Genomic DNA, 21,503 nt, shown 5'->3' on the forward strand with positions numbered 1-21,503 from the left:
AGCCGATGATCGACCTCGTGAGCGAAACCGACCTGCCCGTCCTGGAGTTCGTCGACGCCGTCCCCGGCCTGCCCGGCATGTCCCGGTGCGTCCTGGTCCAGCTGGACGATTCGGGCGCGCTGTTCCGGCTGCGGTCGGTCATCGATCCGGACCTGCAGCTCGTCGTCGCCGCCCCGGCGGTGTTCTTCGAGGACTACTCCCCCGAGGTCGACGACGTGACCGCAGAGAGCATCAGCCTGACCGCCGTCGAGGACGCCCTGCTGCTCGTCGTGGTCACCGTCGGCGCCAACCTGGCCGAGTCGACCGCGAACCTGCTCGCCCCGATCGTCGTCAACCAGCGGACCCGGCAGTGCGTCCAGGTGCTGCAGCAGCGCGGTGCGCACTCGCTGCACGAGCCGCTGATTCCCGCCTGACACAACGGTTCTCGCCGTGGGGGCACCAGGATGAGCGGGAGCTACGTCCCGTCGGGATGGGAGATCGAACGCAGCCGCGTCGAGCGCAACGCGCGCGCCGAGGTGCTGCGGCTCGAAGCCCTGCTCGAGCGCGCCCCGTTGGGTTCGGGCCGAGGTCGCCGCATTGCGGCGCAGGTCGGCTTCGCTCGTCACAAACTGCGGACGTCGCTGTCCATGCCCGAGTACCTTAGGTACCTCGAGACGACGAACCCGGCGCGCTACCTGGCGCTGTGGCGAGAGAACGGCCCGCCGGACGGCGGCCGAGCCGCCCGGACCTCGGGCGACTGACCACCTTCCGCTCCGAACTTCCGCACCCGATCCGGTATCAGCCGGTACGCCGCCGCGATCTGTGGTGATGACAACCCTGTCGACGGAAGGCCATCTGATGACGTACCGAGAGATTCCCCCTGCGCCGGCGGACGGCGCCCACCCGCTCGGCCGCCACGTCAACCACGACCCGCGCTCGCGTGCCTTCGCGCACCTGGCCTCGGGCCGTACGTTGCAGTCCGTCCGGCACACCCGGCACGCCCCGGTCTTGGATCAGGGCAGCCTAGGTTCCTGCACGGGCAACGCACTGACCGGCGCCCTGGCCAGCGACCCGCTCTACGCCGGCCTGCCGTCGGGTACGGAGCTCGACGAGGCCAAGGCCGTCGAGATCTACTCGGCCGCCACCAAGGTCGACCCCTACGACGGCGACTACCCGCCCACCGACACGGGCTCGGACGGGCTGTCGGTCGCGAAGGTCGCCACCACCCTCGGGCTGATCTCCGGCTACCGGCACGCGTTCAGCCTGGACGACGCGTTGGACGCGCTGCAGGACGGTCCGGTCATCACCGGAGTCAACTGGTTCGCCGGCTTCGACAACCCGGACGGCGACGGCAACGTCTCGATCAGCGGGGCGATCCGCGGTGGCCACGAGATCGTCGTGGACCAGTACGACGCCGACCACGGCCGCATCGGGCTGACCAACTCGTGGGGCGAGGGATGGGGCCTGGACGGTCGGTTCTTCATGTCCACGGCCACCTGGGGCAAGCTGCTCGAGCAGGACGGCGACGCCACGATCCTGGTGCCGGCCAACGCTCCCGCACCGACGCCCGAGCCGACGCCGACCGGCGGGGCGAGCTTTCTTGACGCGGATCCTGTCCTGGCTGCGCGGGTTGCTCGGGCTGCGGCACGGCGGGGCATGAGCATCGAGGACTGGCTGTTGAACAACCTCAAGCACTACTTCACGCGCTGAGGCGACCACCGCCCGGGACTAGGGATTTCCCTAGTCCCGGGCGCTCGTCGTGGGTACTTCCTGTTGAGCCTGTGTTGAGCGGGCCGCGGATACTTTCCGGGTGTCCACCGGGGAGGAACCATGACAGACCGAATCGCCACCTACGTGTACGCGCGCGACGCGATCAGCAAGGCAGGGGTGACCAGCCAGCTGCACTGCTGCCCGGACATCACGATCGTGGACGACGCGCAGCTGGACACCGCACAGGTCGCGGTCGTGGTGACCGACGTCCTGGACGACGAGACGCTGCGGGTGCTGCGCGGACTGCGTCGCGGCGGGGTTCCCGGCACGGTTCTGGTGGCCGCGATGATCGACGACTCGGCCGTGGTCGCCGCGGCCGAGGCCGGGGTGTGCGGCATGCTGCGCCGATCGGAGGCGACACCCGCGGCTCTGGGCCGGGCCTGCGCCCGGGTGGCGCGCGGCCAGGGCGAGGTGCCCGCAGACCTGTTGGGGCACCTGCTCGACCAGGTCGGCAAGCTGCAGCGCCACGTGCTGGCGCCGCGCGGGCTGACGTTCGCCGGGCTCACCGCGCGCGAGACCGAGGTGCTTCGGCTCGTCGCCGACGGCCACGGGACGGCGGAGATCGCCAGCCAGCTCTGCTATAGCGAGCGCACCGTCAAGAACGTGCTGCACGAGGTGACCACGAGACTGCAGCTGCGCAACCGCTCGCACGCCGTGGCGTACGCGGTGCGCGAGGGACTCATCTGACCGGGTCCGGGGCGAGCCCGGCCAGGATCCCCTCCAGAGTCCGCCTGGCCGTTCGCGCCGACTCCTGCACCTGCCGCGAGGACCACGGGTGCTCGGCCAGCCGCTGCCAGCTCTCCAGCGACTCGACGGCGGCCTGACGAAGCTGCTCCGGGGTCGGCGACTGCAGACCCAGCCGGGTGCCGGCGTCGTGCCCGTTCCCACCCAGCAGCCGGTCCAGCTCGGCGGTGCGCTCCTCCGGCAGGTCCAGCGCCCCCGAGCGCAGCAGGTCCAGCAACCGGACCTCGGCGAAGGCGTGCGCTCCGGCCAGGATCATCTCCGTGCGCCCCCGCAGCCGGTCCGGGTCCTGGCACCCGCCCGAGGCGAGCACCGCCTCCAACGAGGACAGTGCCGTCCGGGCCTTGAGCACCCGGGCCCGCTCCGCGAACTGGGTGACCAGCACCTTCCGGAGCTGGTCCAGGCCGCTGCGCCGGCCGAGCTCCTCGGCGAGCTCGCTGGCCGTCTTTGTCTCGCCGGTGCGGATCAGGTCGACGGACAGCCGCACACCGAACAGGCCCAGTCGCGCCAGCAGCTGGGCGCGCGCCGGTTCGGTCACCTCCGTGGTGGTCAGCCCGAACGCGAACCGGTCCGCCGTCAGCAGCAGGCCGACGACCTCGTCGTCCGGTGCGGACGCGATCTCGGCGAGGGCCCGGAACTCGTCCTCGCGCAGCGTTGCGGCCGCATACGCAAGGAGCCCGGCCACCGGAAGCACCATCGGGCAGATCCGTCGCAGCCGAGGGTCCTGCTGGTAGCGCTCGGCGATCCTGGCGGCGGTGTCGAGGGCGTCCAACCGGCTCGAGCCCATCTCGTCGGCGCGCGAGATGACCCCGATCGCGTTGACCGGGGCACCGTCCACCAGCGCGTCCTCGGTGAACGCCTCCAGGAAGCGGACGTCGCTGGAGTGCGCGTGCCGCAGCAGGTAGAGCACGGCGTCCGCCTCCGCCACCCGCTCCTGCTCGTCCTGCGGTGTCAGGGCCTGCAACGTCCGGGCCGAGATGTCCGCCGACAGCGAGGCCAGACCTGGGGTGTCGATCAGGGTGATCTCGCGCAGCCGCTGGGTCGGCCAGCTCACCACCAACCGCTCGACGTCCCCGGCCGGCACGCCGCCGAGGTCAACCTCGAGCGCGCCGCCCGACCTGCGGAACGGGCGGTTCCGCGGTTGCCCGGCATGCGGGTGCAGGACGACGCGAGGCTGGTCGCCACGCACGTACCAGGTCACGATCTGGGTGCACTCGCCGGCGTCGGTCGGCGCGAGCTCCTCGCTGACCAGCGCGTTGAGCATCGTCGACTTGCCGGCCTTCACCCGTCCGGCGATCGCGACGCGCAGCGGACCGTCCAGGCGTGCCCGGAGCTCGCGCAAGGTGGCCGCCGCCTCCGGCGAGGTCGCCTGATCGGCCGCGTCCTGGAGCAGGTCGGCGATCTGGGCGGTGAGGTCGTCAGCCACGACCGCTGCCCGCGCCGGTGAGGGCCAGCCGGGCGGCGTCCTGAGTCAACGCCCGCAGCCGCGCGTCCTGCGCCACCAGCTGTTCGGCGCGCTCCTGCCGGGCTGTCGGCTCCATCGCGGCGGCCCGGTTCACGACCTCCAGGGCGACCTCCGAGGAGCGCTGGATGGACCTGGCCCGCGCGGTGAACTCGTCGCGCAGCACCCGATGGGTCTGCCGCAAGGAGTCCCGGGCCTGCTTGTTGATGACGAACGCCACCTCGTCGATGAACCGGCGCACAGCCGCCTTGGCCTGCTGGCGACGGTAGCCGACCTGCCGGGACTTGTCGTCCTTGAGGATCTTGCGTCCCACCCCGACCGCCAGTACGGCTGCGAACGGCGCGAGGAAGATGTTTGGGCCGGGGATCAGCGCGCCGCCCACGCCGAAGATCATCATCGGCACCAGGCTCGCCATGCGTCCGGCGATCAGCATCTGCGCGAACCGGCCGCCGGCGGGAGACAGGCTCTCCACCCCGGGCAGCCGGACGTCTGCGAACAGCTGGTCGTGGTTGAGACCCGGCAGCATGACGTGCTGGTCGCAGTCCAGGTCGAAACTCTCCCCGACCTGCGCCGTGAGCAGGTCCGCACGATCCGAGAGCAGGTCCTGGTTCGACACCATCGCCTTGACGAGCTGGCGCTGCAGCCAGACCTCGACGTCCGTCCAGGTGTCCTGCGGGTCACCCGCGTCGATGATCGACTCGACGTCCCGGATCACGGTGCGCAGCCGCTGCTGCAGGTCGTGCTCGACGTCCGAGACCAGGTCCTGCACGCCGTCGGACAGCATCTGCTGCCAGGTCGCCGCCGAGGACACCAGCCGCTCGGCCTGGGCATGTCGCTTGTTCAGATCGGCGACCACGGTCTGCGCGGTGGCCGGCTGCTCCACCACGCTGCGCTCGAGCTCCACGGTGCGGGCGATCTGGTCGGCCACGAACGTGACCTCCTCTGCCGCAACGGCTGCAGCGCGCTCGCCACCGGCGTTCACGTACTCGGCGAGCACCTCGCCGAGGGCCGCGAAGCCCGACTCTTGCTCGAGCTCGGCGTCGATCCGCGAACGCATCCGCAGGAACGAGGACACCGGGACGACCGGCATGTCGAGACCGGCGCGGCGCAGGTGTTCACGATTGAGCTCGACGATGCGACGCCACTGCGGGTAGAGGTCCGTCTTGGTGACCACGCACGCGGCGGCCGGGCACCGCTCCAGGGCACTGCGCAGGAAGTCGAGCTCGGGAGCGGTCAGCTCCTGCGCGGCGTCCGTGACGAACAGCAAGCCCTCGGCCCGACCCAGGGCCCGCAGGGTGATGGCACCGTGCGCCGAGTCCAGGCCGCCGACGCCCGGTGTGTCCACCAGGCACAGTCCGCTGCGCAGCATGCGGTGCGGCAGCCTGACCTCGACCGACCGCAGCCGGCGACGGTTGCCCGGGTTGCCGGACTCGAGCACGTAGTCGGACAGCTCGTCCACTGCGACGTCCTGCTGGGTTGGGTCCTGGTCCAGCTCGGCCGGCTCGACGTACGCGGTGGCGCCGGCGGTGGCGCCGAACCGGACGAACGTCGGTACCGCCGTCACCTCATCGGCGTCGACCGGGCACACGTCCGTGCGGAGCAGGGCGTTGACCAGGGTGCTCTTGCCGCGCTTGAACTCACCCACGACGGCGACCGCGACCACCCGCTCGGCCATCCGCACGGCGGCCACCTCGAGATGGTCGGCGAGGTCGGGTCGATCCTGCTCCTTGGCGATCGCCACGGCCTGCTCGACCCGGCTGGCCACCTCCACGACCATCGAGGGCTCGCGTTCGGTCGGCGAGGGCAGCGGCTCCGGCACGGGTTGGCGAGCCGGCTCGTGCACCGGAGGAGTCGGCTCGGCAACGGGGGGCGGCTCGGCAACGGGAGTCGGCTCGGCAACGGGAGTCGGCTCGGCAACGGGGGTCGGCGCCGCCACCCGCCCCACCAGGTCCGGAACGCGGTCGGCGACCGAGGGTGGCTCACGGGCCTCGACCGTGTCCGGCTCGTTCCATTCGAGGTAGGCGTGACAGGACGCGCAGAACGTCGCGTCGTCCTCGTTGCTGAATCCACAGCTGTCACACCGGATCACAGCTCGTTGCCCCCACGCACTCGTATTGTCCGAGATGATGGCCTTGCTGCATCATTCACCACGGGTGATCGCTGCGGCTACCTGCAGCAACGCCGAGGCGGTCCAGGGGAACGGGAGGGGTCGCGATGGCAGAGGAAATCTGCTCGTCGTGCGGCGCCCGCAACCCGGCGGGAACCGAGTTCTGCCAGGCCTGTGGCACGTATATGCGCTGGGACTCCACGTCAACCGAACAGCCGGCCGCGACGCAGCCGGTCGCGCCGTCCGCCGCATCGACGTCATCGCCGACGTCCGCGCCCACATCCGCGCCCACATCCGCGCCCACGGCCGCACCGACGTCCGCACCGACGTCCGCGGCGGCTCAAACCACCTCCCCGATCCAGCCGCAGCCTCCGGCGGAGGAGCCGGCGGTGGCGCAACCATCGGGCCAGGCGCTCGACCCCGCCTGTCCGCGCTGCGGTCGACGCAACCCACCCGAGCTCCGTTTCTGCGCCAAGTGCGGCCAGGTACTCCAGGGGCCTGCCACGACCGCACTCCCCCGCAGCGGTGTGTCAACGGCCACCAGAACGACCTGGTGGCAGCGGCTGACGGGCCGCACCGGCGGCCCGGACCGGACGTCGGTACGCGCCTACCGGCACAGCCTGTCGATGCGCTCGCGCTCGCTTCGGGTCGTCGTGGCGCTGCTGGTGGCTGTCGGTCTCGGTGGTGCACTCGTGGTCGTCCGTCGCAGTCCCACGACGTTGCTTCGGCACTTGAAGAACGACCTGACCAACACGCAAGAGCTCGTTCCGGTCACCGCGCTGTCGGTGCCCACGTCTGGCGGGAAGCCCAAGGCCGCCCCGACCGCCGTCGACGACAACACCGCAACCCCCTGGACGACGACTTGGCGCGGCGGCACGGATCGCGTGCCGACCCAGAAGTGCGCCCCGATCACTGAGGGCGCCGCAGCGCACCTGGTACTGACACTGGACACCGCCAGGACGGTGCGCACGCTGAAGTTCGTCGGCGGCGTCCCCAACGACGCGCTCCGGGCGCAGCAGCTGACTCCCGCGGTGCTCCAGGTGACTCTCGCGGATGGGTCCTGCCAGCGCCTCGAGGTCACGTCGGACGGCAAGGTGCACAAGCTGAAGCTGGCCAATCCGGTTGAGACCTCCACGATCACGGTCGAGATCGCCGGCGCGCACGCTCCGGTGTCCAACGGATCCGTGCGCGGGAAGCCCATCAGCATCAGCTTGATCCAGCTGTTCAGCCGGCCGCTCTGAGCTCAGCTCGACGCCTCCGCCCCCGGTTGGAAGACCTTGCAGTCGTACGTCGACGGGCATGTTGCGCCTGCAGCATCCGCTGCCGTCTTGTAGGGGCCGAGGTAGACCACGTAGGAGGGCTTGAACGGGGTCGGCGCGGTGGCGTTCTGCGACTTCCACTGCGGGTAGGCGGAGGAGAGCAGGTACTTCGCGCTCCCCCCGTTGTCGTTGAGCGATTTCACCAGTGCCTTGGCCCGCGACTCGGCCGACGGGTTGCCGTCGGTCGGGAAGACCCGCAGCTCGACGACCAGGTCGCTGGCGCCGGGGCCACCCGGCGGGTTGTTGGGGTTGTTGGGGTTGTTGGGGTTGTTGGGGTTGTTGGGGTTGTTGGGGTTGTTGGGGTTGTTGGGATTGTTGGGATTGTTGGGATCGTTGGGGTTGCTGCCGTCGGAGCCGGTCGGCGGCGTGGGCGGGGCTGTCTTGGTCGTCGCGCAGACGATCTTGGAGGTGGACGCGGCGTTCCCGCGCACTGCCTGCACCTCGAAGCACTGCTTGGTGTTCGCCGCCAGCTTCGGGATGGTGAGCTGACGCTGTTCCTTGGGGACCACCTGAGTGCCGGACGGGATGCCCGACTTGGCGTCCACCGTGAGCAGCTTGTAGGACTCGGTGTCCTCGACCGCCGTCCAGGCCAACGTGATCTGGTCGGAGCCGACGCCGCCGACCGTGAGTGTCGGCGCCGCGAGTGAGGCCTCGTCCTGCGGCGTCGAGGTGTCGGACTGCTGGTGCGTCAGCAGGTAGACGACGCTCCCGACGGCGGCGACCACCACCGCCATCGCCGCCATGACGACCAGCTTGGACAGGATCGGGACCTGGTTCAGCGCGCCGTCGACGGTCAGCCGCCCCGGCTCCAGGCCGCCCAGCGCACTCGGCGGCGTGGTCCCCGCAGGGCGCGAGTCGGCCACCACCTGGAACGGCAGCCGGGTCGGGGTCCCACGCAGGAACGGCTGCCGGGTGCGGACCGAGACCTTGGCCCGGGCAGTTCCGCCCAGCGGGACGTCCAGGACGTCGGGATGGACCAGGAAGGCGAGCCGCTCGTCCGGGTCGCTCGCGCTCAGCCGCACGGTCGCCGGGGCGTTGCCCCAGTTGGTGACCCGAAGCTCGTGCCGGCCGCGCCACCGCCCCTTGGACGTCACCGGCCGCAGCACCGGCTGCAGCCCGACGATCGCCGTGACCTCGAGGTCGCCCTCGACAACGGCGGAGCTGTCCGGGTCGACCACCGAGCGCACCAGCAGCCCGAACGGGATCACCCCGCTGGCCGCGCCGACGCCGTCCGGGACGGAGAAGACGACAACCACCGTCGCCTCCTGCTGCGGGTACACCGGCACCTCGTCGGGCAGCGTCGCCCAGCCCGCGATGGGATCGCCGAGCGCCTGCACGGTGAATCCCTCGACGATCTGGCCCATGTTCCGGATCGTCACGACCACGCTGGCCTGACCACCGGGCGCGGCGGAGAGCCGGGTGGTGTCAAGGCGAACGGCTGGGTCCGGCATCGTGAGACCCAGGGTATCGCCGCCCTTGCCGCCGACACCGAGAAATCAGTGCCGCCGCGGCTGCCCCTTGGGGCAGCGCGTCCTGCCCGAGCGCATGGCCGGGCAGTGGTGGGCCTCAGGCCCCGGACGCGGGAGAGTCCGCAGGTGATCCCTGAGGTGGACAGCGCCCTGCGCACGCTGATCTCCCGCGAGGCCGTGGCCGGGGAGGGCGTCGAGGTCGTGTTCGACGCGCCCACCAAGGACTGGGCGAGTCGGCGCAACGCGCCGACCATCGACGTCTACCTCTACGACATCCGCGAGGACCTGCGCCGGCGCGAGCGCGGCGTGATCAACGAGTACGACGGGACGACGATCGTGGCGCGGCACCTGCCGCCTCGGCACTTCAAGCTCTCGTACCTCATCACGGCCTGGACCCAGCGTCCCGAGGACGAGCATCGGCTGCTGTCCGAGCTGCTGGCCTGCTTCCTTCGGCACGAGGCGTTCCCGACCGACCTGCTGGAGGGCGACCTCGCCGAGCTCGGGCTCCCGGTCGCCGTGACGATCGCCCTGCCACCGCCGGAGGACCGATCGTTCGCCGACGTGTGGTCGGCGCTGGGCGGCGAGCTCAAACCCTCCCTGGACGTCGTGGTGAGCGCCCCCACGCAGACCGGGCAGCGCCGGCTGGCAGCCACCGCGGTCGACGCACCGATGCAGCTCACCACCCGCGGTCTCGGCGACTGGCCGCCGGTCGAGACGCGAACGGGACGGCCCGCACCTCCCGCGGAGGAGGCCCAGGACGTCGCAGCGGCCGCCCTGGCGCCCAACGGGTCCGATGGCGGCGCCGTCCCGCGGCGCCGACAACGGCCGAAGGCGAAGTGACCCAGGCGATGACTGACCCCGGACTGGAGTACCTGCTGGCCCGGCTCTCGCTGGTTCGTGGGCGGGTCCGCCGCCTGGTCGCCGCACGGCGGGAGGTCGACCCGGCGCCAGACGACCCGTTCCGCGGGCTGTACATCAGCGAGGACACCGTGACCGCGCTGCTGGACCACCACCTGCTCGACCACGCGGACGACGACCCGGATACCGCCGCCCGGGCCGCGGTCGAAGGCTCCGCGGACGAACTCGAGGCCGCCGGGCAGCAACCGAGGCTGCGGCGGCTCGCGGAGCAGGCAGACCTGGACGGCGTCGACGTCGAGCTGTTGCTGATCGCCATGGCACCCGACGTGGACAGCGGCTTCGAACGGCTCTACGGCTACCTCAACGACGACGTGAGCCGCCGCCGGGCGACTGTCGGGCTGGCGCTGGACCTGCTCGGCGTCTCGGCGGCGTCCGCCACGGTGCGTGCCCGGATGTCGAGCCCGGCGCCGCTGGTCGAGCAAGGCCTGCTGCTGGTCGAGGACACGCTGCGGCCGGTGCTGACCCGGGCCTTGCGGGTGCCGGACCGGGTGACCGCGTTCCTGCTCGGCTCCGACACTGTGGACGCCGCCCTGGCGACGGTGGTCACCGAGCCGTTCGCCTACGACGGCGCGCAGTCGGAGCAGATCGACCGGGCGCTGTCCGCCGGGGTGACACTGGTCTACGCCCGGGAGTCCGTGGCGGGGACCGGCAGCGCCATCGCGGTGGCGGCGATGCACCGGGGTGGACGGGTGCCGCTGTGTCTGGACCTGGAACAGGTGTGCGCGGGCGCCGATCCGCTGGACCTGGTGGCCGTCGCCGGCCGGGAGGCGTTGCTGCGCGGGGCGGGGATCGTCGCCGGGCCGGTCGAGGGCCTGGCTGCCGCCAACCCCGAGGCGCTGCGCCGGCTGACCGAGCAGCGCGCCCCCGTCGTCCTGGTCGGCACCACGACCTGGGACCCGCGGTGGAGTCCGGTGGTGCCGTTGGCTCTCGACGTCCGGGCGATGACCAAGCCCGACCGGGAGAACCTGTGGCGTGAGGCGATGGCCGCCGTCGAGAGCGAGGTGGCCAACGACGCCATCGACGCCGCTCAGGTCACCGAGCACTTCGTCCTGGGGCCGCAGCAGGTCTCGCGCGCCGTCCGGTCGGCCAGAACGGCCGCGCTCTCGTCCGGGGAACGGCTCAGTGAGGCGGAGCTGCGCCGCGGCGCCCGGGTGCAGAACGCCGCCGGGCTGGAGCGGCTGGCCCGTCGGGTCGAGCCCGAGGTCACGTTCGCGGACCTGGTCCTGCCGCCGTCCGTACTGCACCAGCTGCACGACCTCGCCGGCCGGGCCAGGCACCGCGATCTCGTTCTGGCGCAATGGAAGATGCGAGCCGGTGGCGGTCGGGGGCGCGGGATCACCGCGCTGTTCGCGGGCGACTCGGGGACCGGCAAGACGATGTCCGCCGAAGCCATCGCCGGCGACCTCGGGTTGGAGCTGTACACGGTGAACCTGGCCACCGTCATCGACAAGTACGTGGGCGAGACCGAGAAGAACCTGGAGCGCATCTTCGCCGAGGCCAGCGGGGTCAACGCAGTGCTGCTGTTCGACGAAGCCGACGCGATCTTCGGCAAGCGCAGCGAGGTGCGCGACGCGCACGACCGGTACGCCAACATCGAAAGCGCCTACCTGTTGCAGCGCATGGAGACCTTCGACGGTCTCGCGGTGCTGGCCACCAACCTGCGGGCGAACATCGACGACGCGTTCACCCGCCGGCTGGACACCATCATCGACTTCCCCCCACCGGATCCCGAGCTGCGCCGCGAGCTGTGGCGGCGGTGCCTGGCTCCCCCCCTGCCGTGCGCCGACGACCTCGACCTGGACTTCTGCGCCGCCTCGTTCGCACTGTCCGGTGGCAACATCCGTTCGATCGCGATCACGGCCGCCTACCTGGCGGCTGGGGCCGACAAACCGGTCGGCATGGCCGAGCTGGTCGCCGCGATCCAGCTGGAGTACCGCAAGCTAGGACGGCTGGTGCTGGCCTCCGAGTTCGGGCGCTACCACCACGTCCTGCACTGATCCACCCGTCCGGCGAACCCGCGCGAGGATAAACTTCGCAGACGCCACGGGACGAGGGGGTCCGATGGGCTACCGGCTCGGCATCGATGTCGGCACCACCTTCACGGCCGCGGCCGTGCTGGACGGCCACGCGCAGATGCTGGGGCTCGGCAACCGGGCGCTGCAGGTGCCGACGGTGCTGTTCTTCAAGCAGGACGGCGAGGTGCTGGTCGGTGAGGCCGCGGAGGCCAGAGGGGCACTGGAGCCCGGACGCCTGGTCCGCGAGTTCAAGCGTCGCATCGGCGACCCGGTGCCGATCCTGGTGGCGGGCTCACCGCAGTCCCCGCAGAGCCTGCTGGCCCGGATGCTCACCTGGGTGGTCGCGAGCGCCACGACGTCGCAGGGCGCACCGCCTGACCACGTCACCGTGACGCACCCGGCGAACTGGGGCCCGTACAAGCTGGACCTCTTCCGTCAGGCGCTCCGGCTGGCCGAGCTGGGCGCCGCGACCACGCTGACCGAACCGGCCGCAGCGGCGGTCTCCTACGCCTCGCGGAACCGGATGTCCGACGGCGATGTCGTCGTGGTCTACGACCTCGGCGGCGGCACGTTCGACGTCGCCGCGCTGCGGCGCAGCGGGGACGCGTTCGAGGCACTCGGCCAGCCTGAGGGGATCGACCACCTCGGCGGCATCGACTTCGACGAGGCGGTGTTCCGGCACGTCCTGGCCGGGCTGGCGAGCGAGGTCTCCGAGCTCGACCCGGAGGAGCCGGACGTGCGACTGGCGATCGCGCGGCTGCGCCGGGACTGCGTGCTCGGCAAGGAAGCCCTCTCGTCGGACACCGAGACGCTCATCCCGGTCACGATGCCGGGGGTCACCAGGTCGGTTCGGCTGACCCGCTCGGAGTTCGAGGAGATGGTCGCTCCGACGCTGGAGGACACGCTGGGCGCGGTACGGCGAGCGATGGCCTCGGCCAAACTGGGCGCCGAGGACGTCTCCGCCTTCGTCCTGGTCGGCGGCTCGTCCCGCATCCCACTGGTCAGCGAGCGGCTGGTCGCCGAGTTCGGCCGCCCGGTCGCGATGGACACCCACCCCAAGCACGAGATCGCGCTGGGCGCCGCCATCACCACTCTGCCGTTGGCCGAGCCACGGACGACGGAGCCGGTGACGGAGGAGATCGGACCCGTTACCGAGTCCCCGCCGGGCAGGCAGGAACCCGTGAAGCCGCAGAAGGCGCGCAAGCCACCTCGAGAGAGGACGGCCGCCGGACGTGGGCTGCTGGCCCTGCCGCGTCGCACCCTGCTCATCGGCGCCGGCGTAGTCGCGTCCGTGATCATCGCCGTGGTGGCCGCCAACGCGCTGGGTGGCGGTGGCGGCTCGGACCATGCTGGCGACAACCCCTCCGATACACCCTCCGTCGCGACGACCACCCCCAGCTCCCCCGCGTCCCTCGACCCTGGTTCGTGGCAGGGGGTCCATGCCCTGCCGGTTGGCATGGTGCTGCCCAGCGTGGTTGCGTTCGGCAACCGGTTGGTGGTGGCCACCGGCGGCCTGCCGGACGGCACGAACTCGAAGGTGCAACAGATCTACGACCCCGCCACCAACACCTGGTCGCACAAGCCCGGACCCAAACACGCGCTCGACCACGCGGCGGCCGCGACCGACGGCAGCACGATCTACGTCCTGGGCGGCGCGTACCTGGATTCAAAGGCCAAGGTGGTCACCGCAGAGGTGTGGCAGGAGGACGGCCCATCGGGCAAGTGGAAGCCGGCGCCTGCGTTGCCACAACCCCGATCCGGTGGCGCCGCCGCCTGGGACGGGAAGTCGCTCTACTACGCCGGAGGAGTGGACAAGAACCTCAAGGCTCGCTCAGAGGTGTGGCGGCTCGACGGGAACCGCTGGGTCCTGGTCACCGGGCGGCTGAGCATCCCGAGAACGACGCTGGCCGCTGCGAGCGACGGTGACGGCACGATCTGGTTCATCGGCGGTCGCAGCTCGAAGACCATCCCCGCCAAGGACGTGTCCTATGCGAACGTGGACGTCGTCACGAGTGGTCGTGTCACGCGCGGCCAGCGGCTACCGGTCCCGCTGCGCCTGACCACGGCCGCGTACGTATCCGGTGCCGGACCCTGCGTCTTCGGCGGATACACCACAGAGAATGTCGCCGACGTCCGCTGTCTCGGCCCGAAGGGCTGGGTCGCGCCGTTGCCGGTGCTGCTGGCGGCCCGTTATGGGTCGGGTGCGGGCATCGTGGGCGGCGACGCCGTGTACGTCGTCGGCGGCACGACGGTCCCGGGGGGCGCGTTGCCGCAGACCTACGCCCTGCCCCTTCACGGAAGAGCTCTCCCGGGATCGACCCCGACAGGCACAGCGACCCCATAAGACCCAGCGCTGAACGCGGCCGAATGGGCAGACCTCGTTGCCCCCGCTGACGGCTGGCCAGACTCGCTTGTGGGCGCAGGGCGTGCCAGGCTGGACGGGCTGAACGTCCGAAACCTCCCAGGGAGCGGTCATGCGAGAGCACAGGTACGACGTCGAGCGCGACTCGTTGCGGCCCAAGGCTGACCGGATCGACGAACCCCTGGACGCCCGTCTGGCCCAGGCCGCCGTGAGCGGCCGGAGAGATGCGCTGCACCCTAGTGCCGTGATGGACCTGCAACGGGTGGCCGGCAACGCGGGCGTGGTATCGGCCCTGGAGGACGAGGAGCGTTCACCGGTGCACGACGTCGTGTCCTCGAACGGGCGTGGCCTGGACACAGACGTCCGCTCCGATATGGAGACCCGGCTGGGTGCGGACTTCGGCGACGTGCGGGTGCATGACGACGCCGCGGCACACGAGTCGGCGACCTCGGTCGGCGCCCACGCGTACACGGTGGGGTCCAACGTGGTGTTCCAGCGCGACGCCTACGATCCGTCCAGCGAGCACGGGCGAACCACCCTGGCGCACGAGCTGACCCACGTGATGCAGCAGCGCAGCGGCCCGGTCGACGGGACGTCGGCGCCCGGCGGCATCCGGGTCAGCGACCCGTCGGACCGCTACGAGCGAGAGGCCGCCGACAACGCGAACCGCGTGATGGCCCAGCCCAGCCCGACGCCGGCGCTAGCTCCCGCCGTCCAGCGCGAGACCGCCGCGGACGCGACCGTGCAGCCCGAGGAGCCGGAGGAGGAGGAACCCGTGCAGGGCCTGTTCGTCCAGCGCGAGGAAGCCGAGGAAGAGGTCGAGGAGTAGCCGACTCTCGCTGCCCGGGCGCCCCGACTGCCTCAGGCACGGGGCGCCCTGCCATGTAGGCGCGCCAATCTGCCCGGACAGGCAACCCGCGTTGCCCCGCACGTCGTCCGGAAGGTCGTTAACGCGGACGCCGGCAAGCAGGAGGCTCTTGGGACTGGCACTCAAGAGGAGGCACGATGCCCACGTACCTGTCGCCCGGCGTGTACGTCGAGGAGGTTGAGGCCGGCTCACGGCCGATCGAGGGTGTCGGCACGGCCGTCGCCGCTTTCGTCGGCCTGGCGGAGAGCGGGCCCTTCAACACCGCGACCCTGGTCAGCAACTGGACCCAGTTCACCGGCACGTTCGGTGGCTTCGTTCCCGGCTCGTATCTCGCCCTGTCGGTCTACGGCTACTTCATGAATGGCGGCGGCAACTGCTACGTCGTCAGGATCGGTGGCGACGACACCGACTCCAAGGCGTCCGCCGCGGCCAAGGCGCAAGCCAGCCGGCCGCAGGCGCGGCTCGGGCGGCTGAACGCCATCGCGAAGAGCGCGGACGCCCAGCCCGGCGACCTGTCCGTCGAGGTCGTCGACGCAGGCGGCGAGGCGCCCAGCGAGGAGATGTTCAAGATCCTGATCAAGGAGCGCGGCCAGGTCGTGGAGGAGTACGACCGCGCGACGCTCGGCCGCGGGAAGCAGAACGTGGTCACCATGGTGAACCAGGCCTCCGAGCGCATCCAGCTCGAGGACGTCGGCAGCTCACCCGGCATCGCCGACCAGCCCGCCAAGGGCGAGGTCGCCCTTGCGCCGCCACCGCCGCCGGCAGCCGTGCCCACACCGCGCCTGAGCACCGACGACTACGTCGGGGACGTCGCCGAGCGCACCGGCTTCGGTGGGCTGGAGGCCGTCGACGAGATCACCATGCTGTGCGTACCGGACCTGATGAGTGCCTACCAGCAGGGCGCGGTCGACCTCGAGACGGTGCAGGCCGTGCAGCTCGGCATGATCGCGCACTGCGAGCTGATGGGTGACCGGGTCGCGATCCTCGACCCGCCACCAGGCATGAACGCCCAGCAGATCAAGGAGTGGCGGGTCGACAAGGCCGGCTACGACAGCAAGTACGCCACGCTGTACTGGCCGTGGACTAAGGTCGCGGACCCGAGCACCGGTCAGCTGGGTTTCATCCCGCCGTCCGGTCTGATGGCCGGCATCTGGGGACGCAACGACGACACGCGTGGCGTACACAAGGCACCGGCCAACGAGGTCGTCCGGGGCGTGGTCGACCTCGAGGTGAGGTTGACCAAGAACGAGCACGACCTCCTGAACCCGTTGGGGATCAACTGCATCCGCGCCTTCCCAGGGCAGGGCATCCGGGTCTGGGGTGCGCGAACCCTCTCCTCCGACCCGGCGTGGCGGTACGTGAACGTCCGGCGGCTGTTCAACTTCCTGGAGGAGTCCATCCTGAGCGGTACGAACTGGGTCGTGTTCGAGCCCAACGACGTGGCCCTGTGGGCGCGGATCCGCCGCACCATCAGCGCCTTCCTCGTCATGCAGTGGCGGGCCGGCGCGCTGTTCGGTCAGACGCCGGACGAGGCGTTCTACGTCAAGTGCGACGACGAGACCAACCCGGCCGAGGGGATCGACGCCGGCCAGGTCGTCTGCGAGATCGGCGTGGCGCCGGTCAAGCCGGCCGAGTTCGTCGTCTTCCGCCTCGCGCAGTTCTCGGGCGGCACCAGCCTGGTCGCCGAGTGACCAGGTCCGACCAAGCAGGAGGTAAGAGCTCATGCCACTTCCCGACCTAGACTCGGGCGCCGGCCACTCGTTCGGCCTGGAGTTCGACGGCGTGCAGATCAAGAGCATCACCGAGGTCAGCGGGCTCAAGATGGAGCAGGACGTCATCGAGCTCAAGGAGAACGGGGCCGACGGCAAGTACCTGATCAAGAAGCTGCCCGGTCGCTGGAAGGCCGCCGAGATCACCCTGACCCGAGGGCTGACCGCGGACACCAGCTTCGAGAAGTGGATCAAGGACTCGCAGTTCGGCAAGATGAACGACGTCCGCAAGGGCGGCGCCGTGATCGTCTACGACTTCGAGGGCAACCCGCTCAAGCGGTACAAGCTGACGAACGCCTGGCCGAAGAGCCTGGAGATCGGCTCGCTGAAGGCCGGCGACACCAGCGTGCTGACCGAGAAGCTCGTGCTGACCGCCGAACGGCTCGAGGTGGAGTGATGCGACGTTCGGCGACGCCGCTCGGCGTCATCGACCGGCCGGAGCAGGCTCCGGCCGGGAACGCCGAGACGGCGCGGCCGGACGAGCCGGGCCGCGAGCTGCGCACCGAGTTCACGTTCACCCTGCCGCGCGGGTACGTCGACAGCTCCGGCACGGTCCATCGCGAGGGTGTGATGCGACTGGCCACTGCCCGCGACGAGCTGGTCCCGTTGCGGGACGACCGCGTCCGGGAGAACCCGGCGTACCTGACGGTGGTGCTGCTCGGCCGCGTGGTCACCCGGATCGGAACGGTGCAGGACGTGCACGCCGGCACCATCGAGGGGCTGTTCGCCACCGACCTCGCCTTCCTGCAGGACCTGTACCGCCGGATCAACTCCGAGGGTCACACGCACGCGGCGGTGACCTGCCCGGAGTGCTCCTGCGAGTTCGCCGTCGACATCGCCGGGGGGCGCCTGGGGGAATCGTGACGTACGCGCCCGAGAGCCTGTACGAGGAGGTCGCGTACGTCGCCTACCACTTCCACTGGTCGCTGGACTCGCTGCTCGACCTGGAGCACTCGGAGCGAAAGCGGTTCGTGCAGGAGATCGGCCGGATCCACGACCGAGTGGCGCGAGGGAGGTGAGCCGTGGCTTGGTGGCAGCGCAGCGGTCGTGACAGTGGGCCGGAGCCCGTCCGGCAGCAGGACCCGGCGGGCGGTGTCGCCGACCCGCCGCGTCCCACGGGAGAGTGGCGTGCCATGCCCCCGATCCAGCGGGCGTTCGCGCCACTCGACCTGGTCGTACCGCCCGCGCAGTTCGCCGCATCGCTGAGCACCTGGCAGGACCCCCGGTTTCTCCGGCCGCTGACGCACTCGGTGTCGGCGGCCGCACCCGCAGGCGTCGCCGGTGACGTGGCGCACAGCCACCCGTCCGGGGTCGGACCGACTGGGGTGCAACGGATCCCGCTGGACGTCGGACCCCCGCCCTTCCTGGGTCAGCCGGTGATCAGCTCGGCGCTTGCTCCGGAGCCAGCACCCCTACCGAGTCCCGCGCCGAGTCCCACGCCGACCCCTGCGCCGATCCCCGCGCCGAGCCCCGCGCCGAGCCCCACACCGGTCGGTCATGACCCGAAACCCGTTGCGGTGCAGCGGAGTACGACCCTCGCGGACCCCAACCCCAGCCGGCCCGAGGTCGGAGTCTCGGCCGCCCGGAACACACTCGCCGCTCCGGCGCACAGCGAGAGCACGGTCGCGTCGCCCTCGCCCGCGGCCGCTGAGCGCACCGTCGCGGCGCGCACGCACTCGGGCTCCGAGCCGGTCGTCCAGGCCCTGGCCGCCGACGGCGAAGGCACCGCCGTGCCGCTCACGCCGGTACGCGCCGAGCCGCATCGGGCGGCCGAGGTCACTGCCCAGCGCTCAGTGCAGACCTGGCCGAGCCCGGCACCGACAGCACCGGCTCCAGCTGGCGAGCAGCCGCTCGCTGGCGACTCGGCCCGGATGCCGGCCATTCCGCCGCTGGTCGTCCACCCGGCAGAGCCGGGTCCGCCGAAACCCCTTGCCGCCGCTCCGACGCCGAGCGCATCACCCGCGCCGACGATCCAGCGGTCGACGTCGAGCCCGGTCCCGGACCGCACGAGCAGTCACCCCGACTTCGCAGCCGAGTCGCCGACGAGGACCACCTTCACGACGGCAGAGCCGACTCACGACCAGCCCGCCTACGTCCATCCCGCGTACGACCCGCCCGGCTACGACCCGCCCGCTGACGACCGGCCCGCGCACGAGCTCGCCCCTCACGCTGAGCCGGAAGCGGCGTCCATTGAGGACACGAAGCTGACGCTGGCCGCCGATCTCGACGTGGTCCAGCCACTTGCGTCGTCTGGGCCGATTCGGACCGGTCCGGCAGAACCGGTGTCGGCCCACGCACCGTCGTCGATCCCATGGGCGGTCGAGGATGACGTGACCACGCTGGGCATCCAGCGGTCGTTGGACGACGCCCTCGAGCCGGCCGAACCGCCGCAGCCAGCTGCCGGTCCGACGCCAACGACGGCCACAGCGGCAACGGCGGCGTCGACTGCATCGACCGCGTCGGCCGCATCGGCCGCAGGAGCGACGGCCTCGATCGCACCCGCCGTGGCCGCGCACCCGCACCGCGACGCGGCCGCGCCGAGCCCCCCGTCAGTGGGACCGGTCATCGTCCAGCGACGGGCGCTGCAGCGAACGGCTGAGCCGTCGAGAAGCGAACCGCAGACCGCGGCCTTCCGGGTTCCCACCGTGGCGCGGTCCGTGGAGGCGACGCTCCCCGATCCCCTGCGGCACAGCACTTCGAGCTTGTCGCCGCACTCGGGCGCCGAACTCACCGGTGCCGGCCCGGCGCTCAGCACCCCAGTGGGACGCTCGCTCACCGGGAGCCCACCCACCACGACCGTTCAGACCATGGCGTCGGCGTACCCGACCTACCCGTCGGACCCGACGTACCCGACGTACCCGACGTACCCGTCGTCCCCAGATCGGACCCACGCGTCGTCCAGTCCGCCCGGGCCGTACGCGTCATCCGGCCCGCCGACGGCGTTGGCGTCGTCCGAGACCAGCACGCTCGCAATGGGCTCCGTGCAGCGCTCGGTCCGCCCACCGGTCCCTATCCGACCACCCGCCAGCCGTCAGCCGGCCTCCAGCACACCGCCGCCCAGCGCCCTAACCCTGCCCGAACCCCTGTCGAGTCCGACCATCACCTTCGAGGAGCAGCCGGCGACGACGACGCCGGGGCCGGTCTCCCTGCAGGGCATCTTCGACCTGGCCGGGCCGTCGGAGCCCGAGGCGGCCGTCCAAGTCCCGCAGGCCGATCCACCTGAGGTCCAGCGAGCGACGCCTGAGGCGCCGGTGGCGGCACCGGCCGGGCCGGGTGGCGCCCCAGCCAGCCACGGCGACCTGGAAGAACTGGCCCGCCAGCTCTACGAGCCGCTGGTCGCCCAGCTGCGCGCCGAGCTCTGGCTGGACCGCGAACGTGCCGGACTGATCACCGGGATGCGCTGATGCGCGCACGACCCGCCGACCCGACAGAGGAGACCTGATGGACGACAAGACTCCTGCCGTCACCGTGCAATTCATGGTGGTCATCGACGACGCGAACCTCGGCTCGTTCAACAGCTGCGACGGCCTCGGGGTCGAGGTCGTCCTCGAGCAGCGCGAGGAGGGTGGCAACAACTCCTTCGTCTGGCAGCTGCCGACCCGCATCAAGTACTCCAACATCAAGCTCACCAGACCGCTGTGCAAGGACACGGTCAAGGTGACCGCGTGGCTGGCCAGCATGGCGAACTCGCTTGAGCCCAAGACGGCCAACATCAGCGCGATGACCGGGGGCGACGAGGTCGTCGCCACCTGGGGGCTGCTGGGCGTGGTGCCGGTCAGGTGGACCGGACCCTCGCTGAACCCCGAGTCGCCGAAGGTCGCCACCGAGACGATCGAGATCGCCCACCATGGCATCGTCCCCGGAGGGGTCCCGAAGACCGCCGGGGCCACAGCCTCGCCGGCCGCCTCGCCGGCCCCCTCACCAGGGGGCCAGAATTGAAGCAGCCGGTCGCCCTGAGCGCGGGCAGCGACGCACTGAGCCCGCCGGCCCCCCTCGCCGAAGCCAAGAAGTCCGCGGGCCAGATGCGCCCGCAGCTGGCCACCGCGTCCCTGTACCTGCATGACCCGGCGGAGGCCGCCGGCGGACCGCCCGGGGCGCGACGCAGCATCCTGAAGTTCCAGTTCAACCCCAAGGAACTCTCGATCCAGAAGTCGGCTAAGTGGGAGCGCAAGACCGCCAAGGGCGCGAAGAAGGCAGGCCCACCGGAGTTCAACGGTTCGGAGCCGTGCAAGCTCACCATGGAGCTCTTCTTCGACGCCTCCGGCAAGCAGGACACCAGCGTCGTGGAGGCCGTCGAGCGCCTGTTCGAGTGCTGCCTGCCCACCGACGAGAGCCGGGACAACAACAAGCCCACACCGCCGCTCGTCGTTCTGCACTGGGGCAGCGTGGTCAGCTTCCCCGCGTTCGTCACCCAGGTCAGCGCGAAGTACACCCGGTTCTCGCTGCAGGGCACCCCCATCCGGGCGACCTGCAACCTGTCCCTGGAGGAGATGCCAGGCGACCCGAAGAAACAGAACCCGACGTCCGGCGGCCTGTCGGCGCGCCGCGCACACACCATCACCGCCGGCGACTCGCTGGCCTCCCTCGCGTTCGCCGAGTACGGGGACCCTGGCATGTGGCGAGCCCTGGCGCGCTACAACGAGATCGACGACCCGATGCGCCTGCGGCCGGGCTCCGCGCTGCTCATCCCGAGCATCGACGACCTGTTCGCCCGGGTCGGGTGA

Annotated in this window: 18 protein-coding genes and 2 pseudogenes; 17 read left to right on the forward strand and 3 right to left on the reverse strand. The window is 71.1% G+C overall.

The window, feature by feature from the left end:
* The first annotated feature begins 17 nt into the window (after nucleotides 1-17).
* The 4 genes from fliW (at nucleotide 18) to ACPPVT_RS13980 (ending at nucleotide 2,436) form a co-directional block, all read left to right on the forward strand.
* Nucleotides 18-413: a flagellar assembly protein FliW gene (gene fliW / locus ACPPVT_RS13965; RefSeq protein ID WP_426561228.1), complete on the forward strand. Its 396-nt coding sequence runs from the start codon at nucleotides 18-20 to the stop codon at nucleotides 411-413.
* Nucleotides 414-443: 30 nt separating this feature from the next.
* The gene (locus ACPPVT_RS13970; RefSeq protein ID WP_426561230.1) at nucleotides 444-740 is read left to right on the forward strand and encodes a hypothetical protein; all 297 of its coding nucleotides are present in this window, start codon (nucleotides 444-446) and stop codon (nucleotides 738-740) included.
* A gap of 97 nt (nucleotides 741-837) precedes the next feature.
* A complete protein-coding gene (locus tag ACPPVT_RS13975; RefSeq protein WP_426561232.1) occupies nucleotides 838-1,689 on the forward strand; it encodes a hypothetical protein in 852 nt (283 codons plus the stop codon).
* 120 nt (nucleotides 1,690-1,809) lie between these two features.
* Entirely contained in the window at nucleotides 1,810-2,436 is a 627-nt protein-coding gene (locus tag ACPPVT_RS13980) for a response regulator transcription factor (RefSeq protein WP_426561234.1), read from the forward strand.
* On the opposite strand, the gene ACPPVT_RS13985 is transcribed toward ACPPVT_RS13980, so the two are convergent.
* Together ACPPVT_RS13985 and ACPPVT_RS13990 are read right to left on the reverse strand one after the other, a co-directional pair.
* Nucleotides 2,429-3,916: a dynamin family protein gene (locus ACPPVT_RS13985; RefSeq protein ID WP_426561236.1), complete on the reverse strand. Its 1,488-nt coding sequence runs from the start codon at nucleotides 3,914-3,916 to the stop codon at nucleotides 2,429-2,431. The two genes, ACPPVT_RS13980 and ACPPVT_RS13985, sit on opposite strands and share 8 nt — an antisense overlap.
* The gene (locus tag ACPPVT_RS13990; RefSeq protein ID WP_426561238.1) at nucleotides 3,909-6,041 is read right to left on the reverse strand and encodes a dynamin family protein; all 2,133 of its coding nucleotides are present in this window, start codon (nucleotides 6,039-6,041) and stop codon (nucleotides 3,909-3,911) included. Before ACPPVT_RS13990 ends, ACPPVT_RS13985 begins: the two co-directional genes overlap by 8 nt.
* Before the next feature lie 125 nt (nucleotides 6,042-6,166).
* Between ACPPVT_RS13990 and ACPPVT_RS13995 the strand changes: the two are divergent.
* Both ACPPVT_RS13995 and ACPPVT_RS14000 read left to right on the forward strand, forming a co-directional pair.
* Nucleotides 6,167-6,214: pseudogene (locus ACPPVT_RS13995) on the forward strand (hypothetical protein); the annotation flags it as partial.
* Between the two features lie 234 nt (nucleotides 6,215-6,448).
* Nucleotides 6,449-7,300 carry a hypothetical protein gene (locus tag ACPPVT_RS14000; protein ID WP_426567250.1) on the forward strand — a complete coding sequence of 284 codons (852 nt, stop codon included), beginning with the start codon at nucleotides 6,449-6,451 and terminating at the stop codon, nucleotides 7,298-7,300.
* 2 nt (nucleotides 7,301-7,302) lie between these two features.
* On the opposite strand, the gene ACPPVT_RS14005 is transcribed toward ACPPVT_RS14000, so the two are convergent.
* Nucleotides 7,303-8,829: a hypothetical protein gene (locus tag ACPPVT_RS14005; RefSeq protein ID WP_426561240.1), complete on the reverse strand. Its 1,527-nt coding sequence runs from the start codon at nucleotides 8,827-8,829 to the stop codon at nucleotides 7,303-7,305.
* Nucleotides 8,830-8,973: 144 nt separating this feature from the next.
* Between ACPPVT_RS14005 and ACPPVT_RS14010 the strand changes: the two genes are divergently transcribed.
* The 11 genes and pseudogenes from ACPPVT_RS14010 to ACPPVT_RS14060 all read left to right on the forward strand — a co-directional run bounded on the left by ACPPVT_RS14010 (nucleotide 8,974) and on the right by ACPPVT_RS14060 (nucleotide 21,503).
* Nucleotides 8,974-9,687, forward strand: a complete 714-nt coding sequence (locus ACPPVT_RS14010; RefSeq protein WP_426561242.1) for a DUF4255 domain-containing protein — start codon at nucleotides 8,974-8,976, stop codon at nucleotides 9,685-9,687.
* An 8-nt stretch (nucleotides 9,688-9,695) separates the two neighbouring features.
* On the forward strand, nucleotides 9,696-11,762 hold the full coding sequence (locus ACPPVT_RS14015) for an ATP-binding protein (RefSeq protein ID WP_426561244.1): 2,067 nt from the start codon (nucleotides 9,696-9,698) through the stop codon (nucleotides 11,760-11,762).
* A gap of 64 nt (nucleotides 11,763-11,826) precedes the next feature.
* Entirely contained in the window at nucleotides 11,827-14,124 is a 2,298-nt protein-coding gene (locus ACPPVT_RS14020; protein WP_426561245.1) for an Hsp70 family protein, read from the forward strand.
* Nucleotides 14,125-14,254: 130 nt separating this feature from the next.
* Nucleotides 14,255-14,971, forward strand: coding sequence for a DUF4157 domain-containing protein (locus ACPPVT_RS14025; protein ID WP_426561247.1), 717 nt, complete (start codon nucleotides 14,255-14,257; stop codon nucleotides 14,969-14,971).
* A 176-nt stretch (nucleotides 14,972-15,147) separates the two neighbouring features.
* Entirely contained in the window at nucleotides 15,148-16,701 is a 1,554-nt protein-coding gene (locus ACPPVT_RS14030) for a phage tail sheath family protein (protein WP_426561249.1), read from the forward strand.
* 31 nt (nucleotides 16,702-16,732) lie between these two features.
* Nucleotides 16,733-17,176, forward strand: coding sequence for a phage tail protein (locus tag ACPPVT_RS14035; RefSeq protein ID WP_426561251.1), 444 nt, complete (start codon nucleotides 16,733-16,735; stop codon nucleotides 17,174-17,176).
* Nucleotides 17,176-17,643, forward strand: a complete 468-nt coding sequence (locus ACPPVT_RS14040) for a hypothetical protein (protein ID WP_426561253.1) — start codon at nucleotides 17,176-17,178, stop codon at nucleotides 17,641-17,643. The genes ACPPVT_RS14035 and ACPPVT_RS14040 overlap by 1 nt, the downstream gene beginning before the upstream one ends.
* The gene (locus tag ACPPVT_RS14045) at nucleotides 17,640-17,798 is read left to right on the forward strand and encodes a DUF6760 family protein (protein ID WP_426561254.1); all 159 of its coding nucleotides are present in this window, start codon (nucleotides 17,640-17,642) and stop codon (nucleotides 17,796-17,798) included. Before ACPPVT_RS14040 ends, ACPPVT_RS14045 begins: the two co-directional genes overlap by 4 nt.
* Nucleotides 17,799-17,912: 114 nt before the next feature.
* A complete protein-coding gene (locus ACPPVT_RS14050) occupies nucleotides 17,913-20,183 on the forward strand; it encodes a hypothetical protein (RefSeq protein WP_426561256.1) in 2,271 nt (756 codons plus the stop codon).
* Nucleotides 20,184-20,220: 37 nt separating this feature from the next.
* Nucleotides 20,221-20,646 (forward strand): annotated as a pseudogene (locus ACPPVT_RS14055) (phage tail protein); the annotation flags it as partial.
* 68 nt (nucleotides 20,647-20,714) lie between these two features.
* Nucleotides 20,715-21,503: a LysM peptidoglycan-binding domain-containing protein gene (locus ACPPVT_RS14060; RefSeq protein WP_426561258.1), complete on the forward strand. Its 789-nt coding sequence runs from the start codon at nucleotides 20,715-20,717 to the stop codon at nucleotides 21,501-21,503.

The organism is Angustibacter sp. McL0619 (assembly GCF_049994355.1).
In the GTDB taxonomy this organism is placed as follows: domain Bacteria; phylum Actinomycetota; class Actinomycetes; order Actinomycetales; family Angustibacteraceae; genus Angustibacter.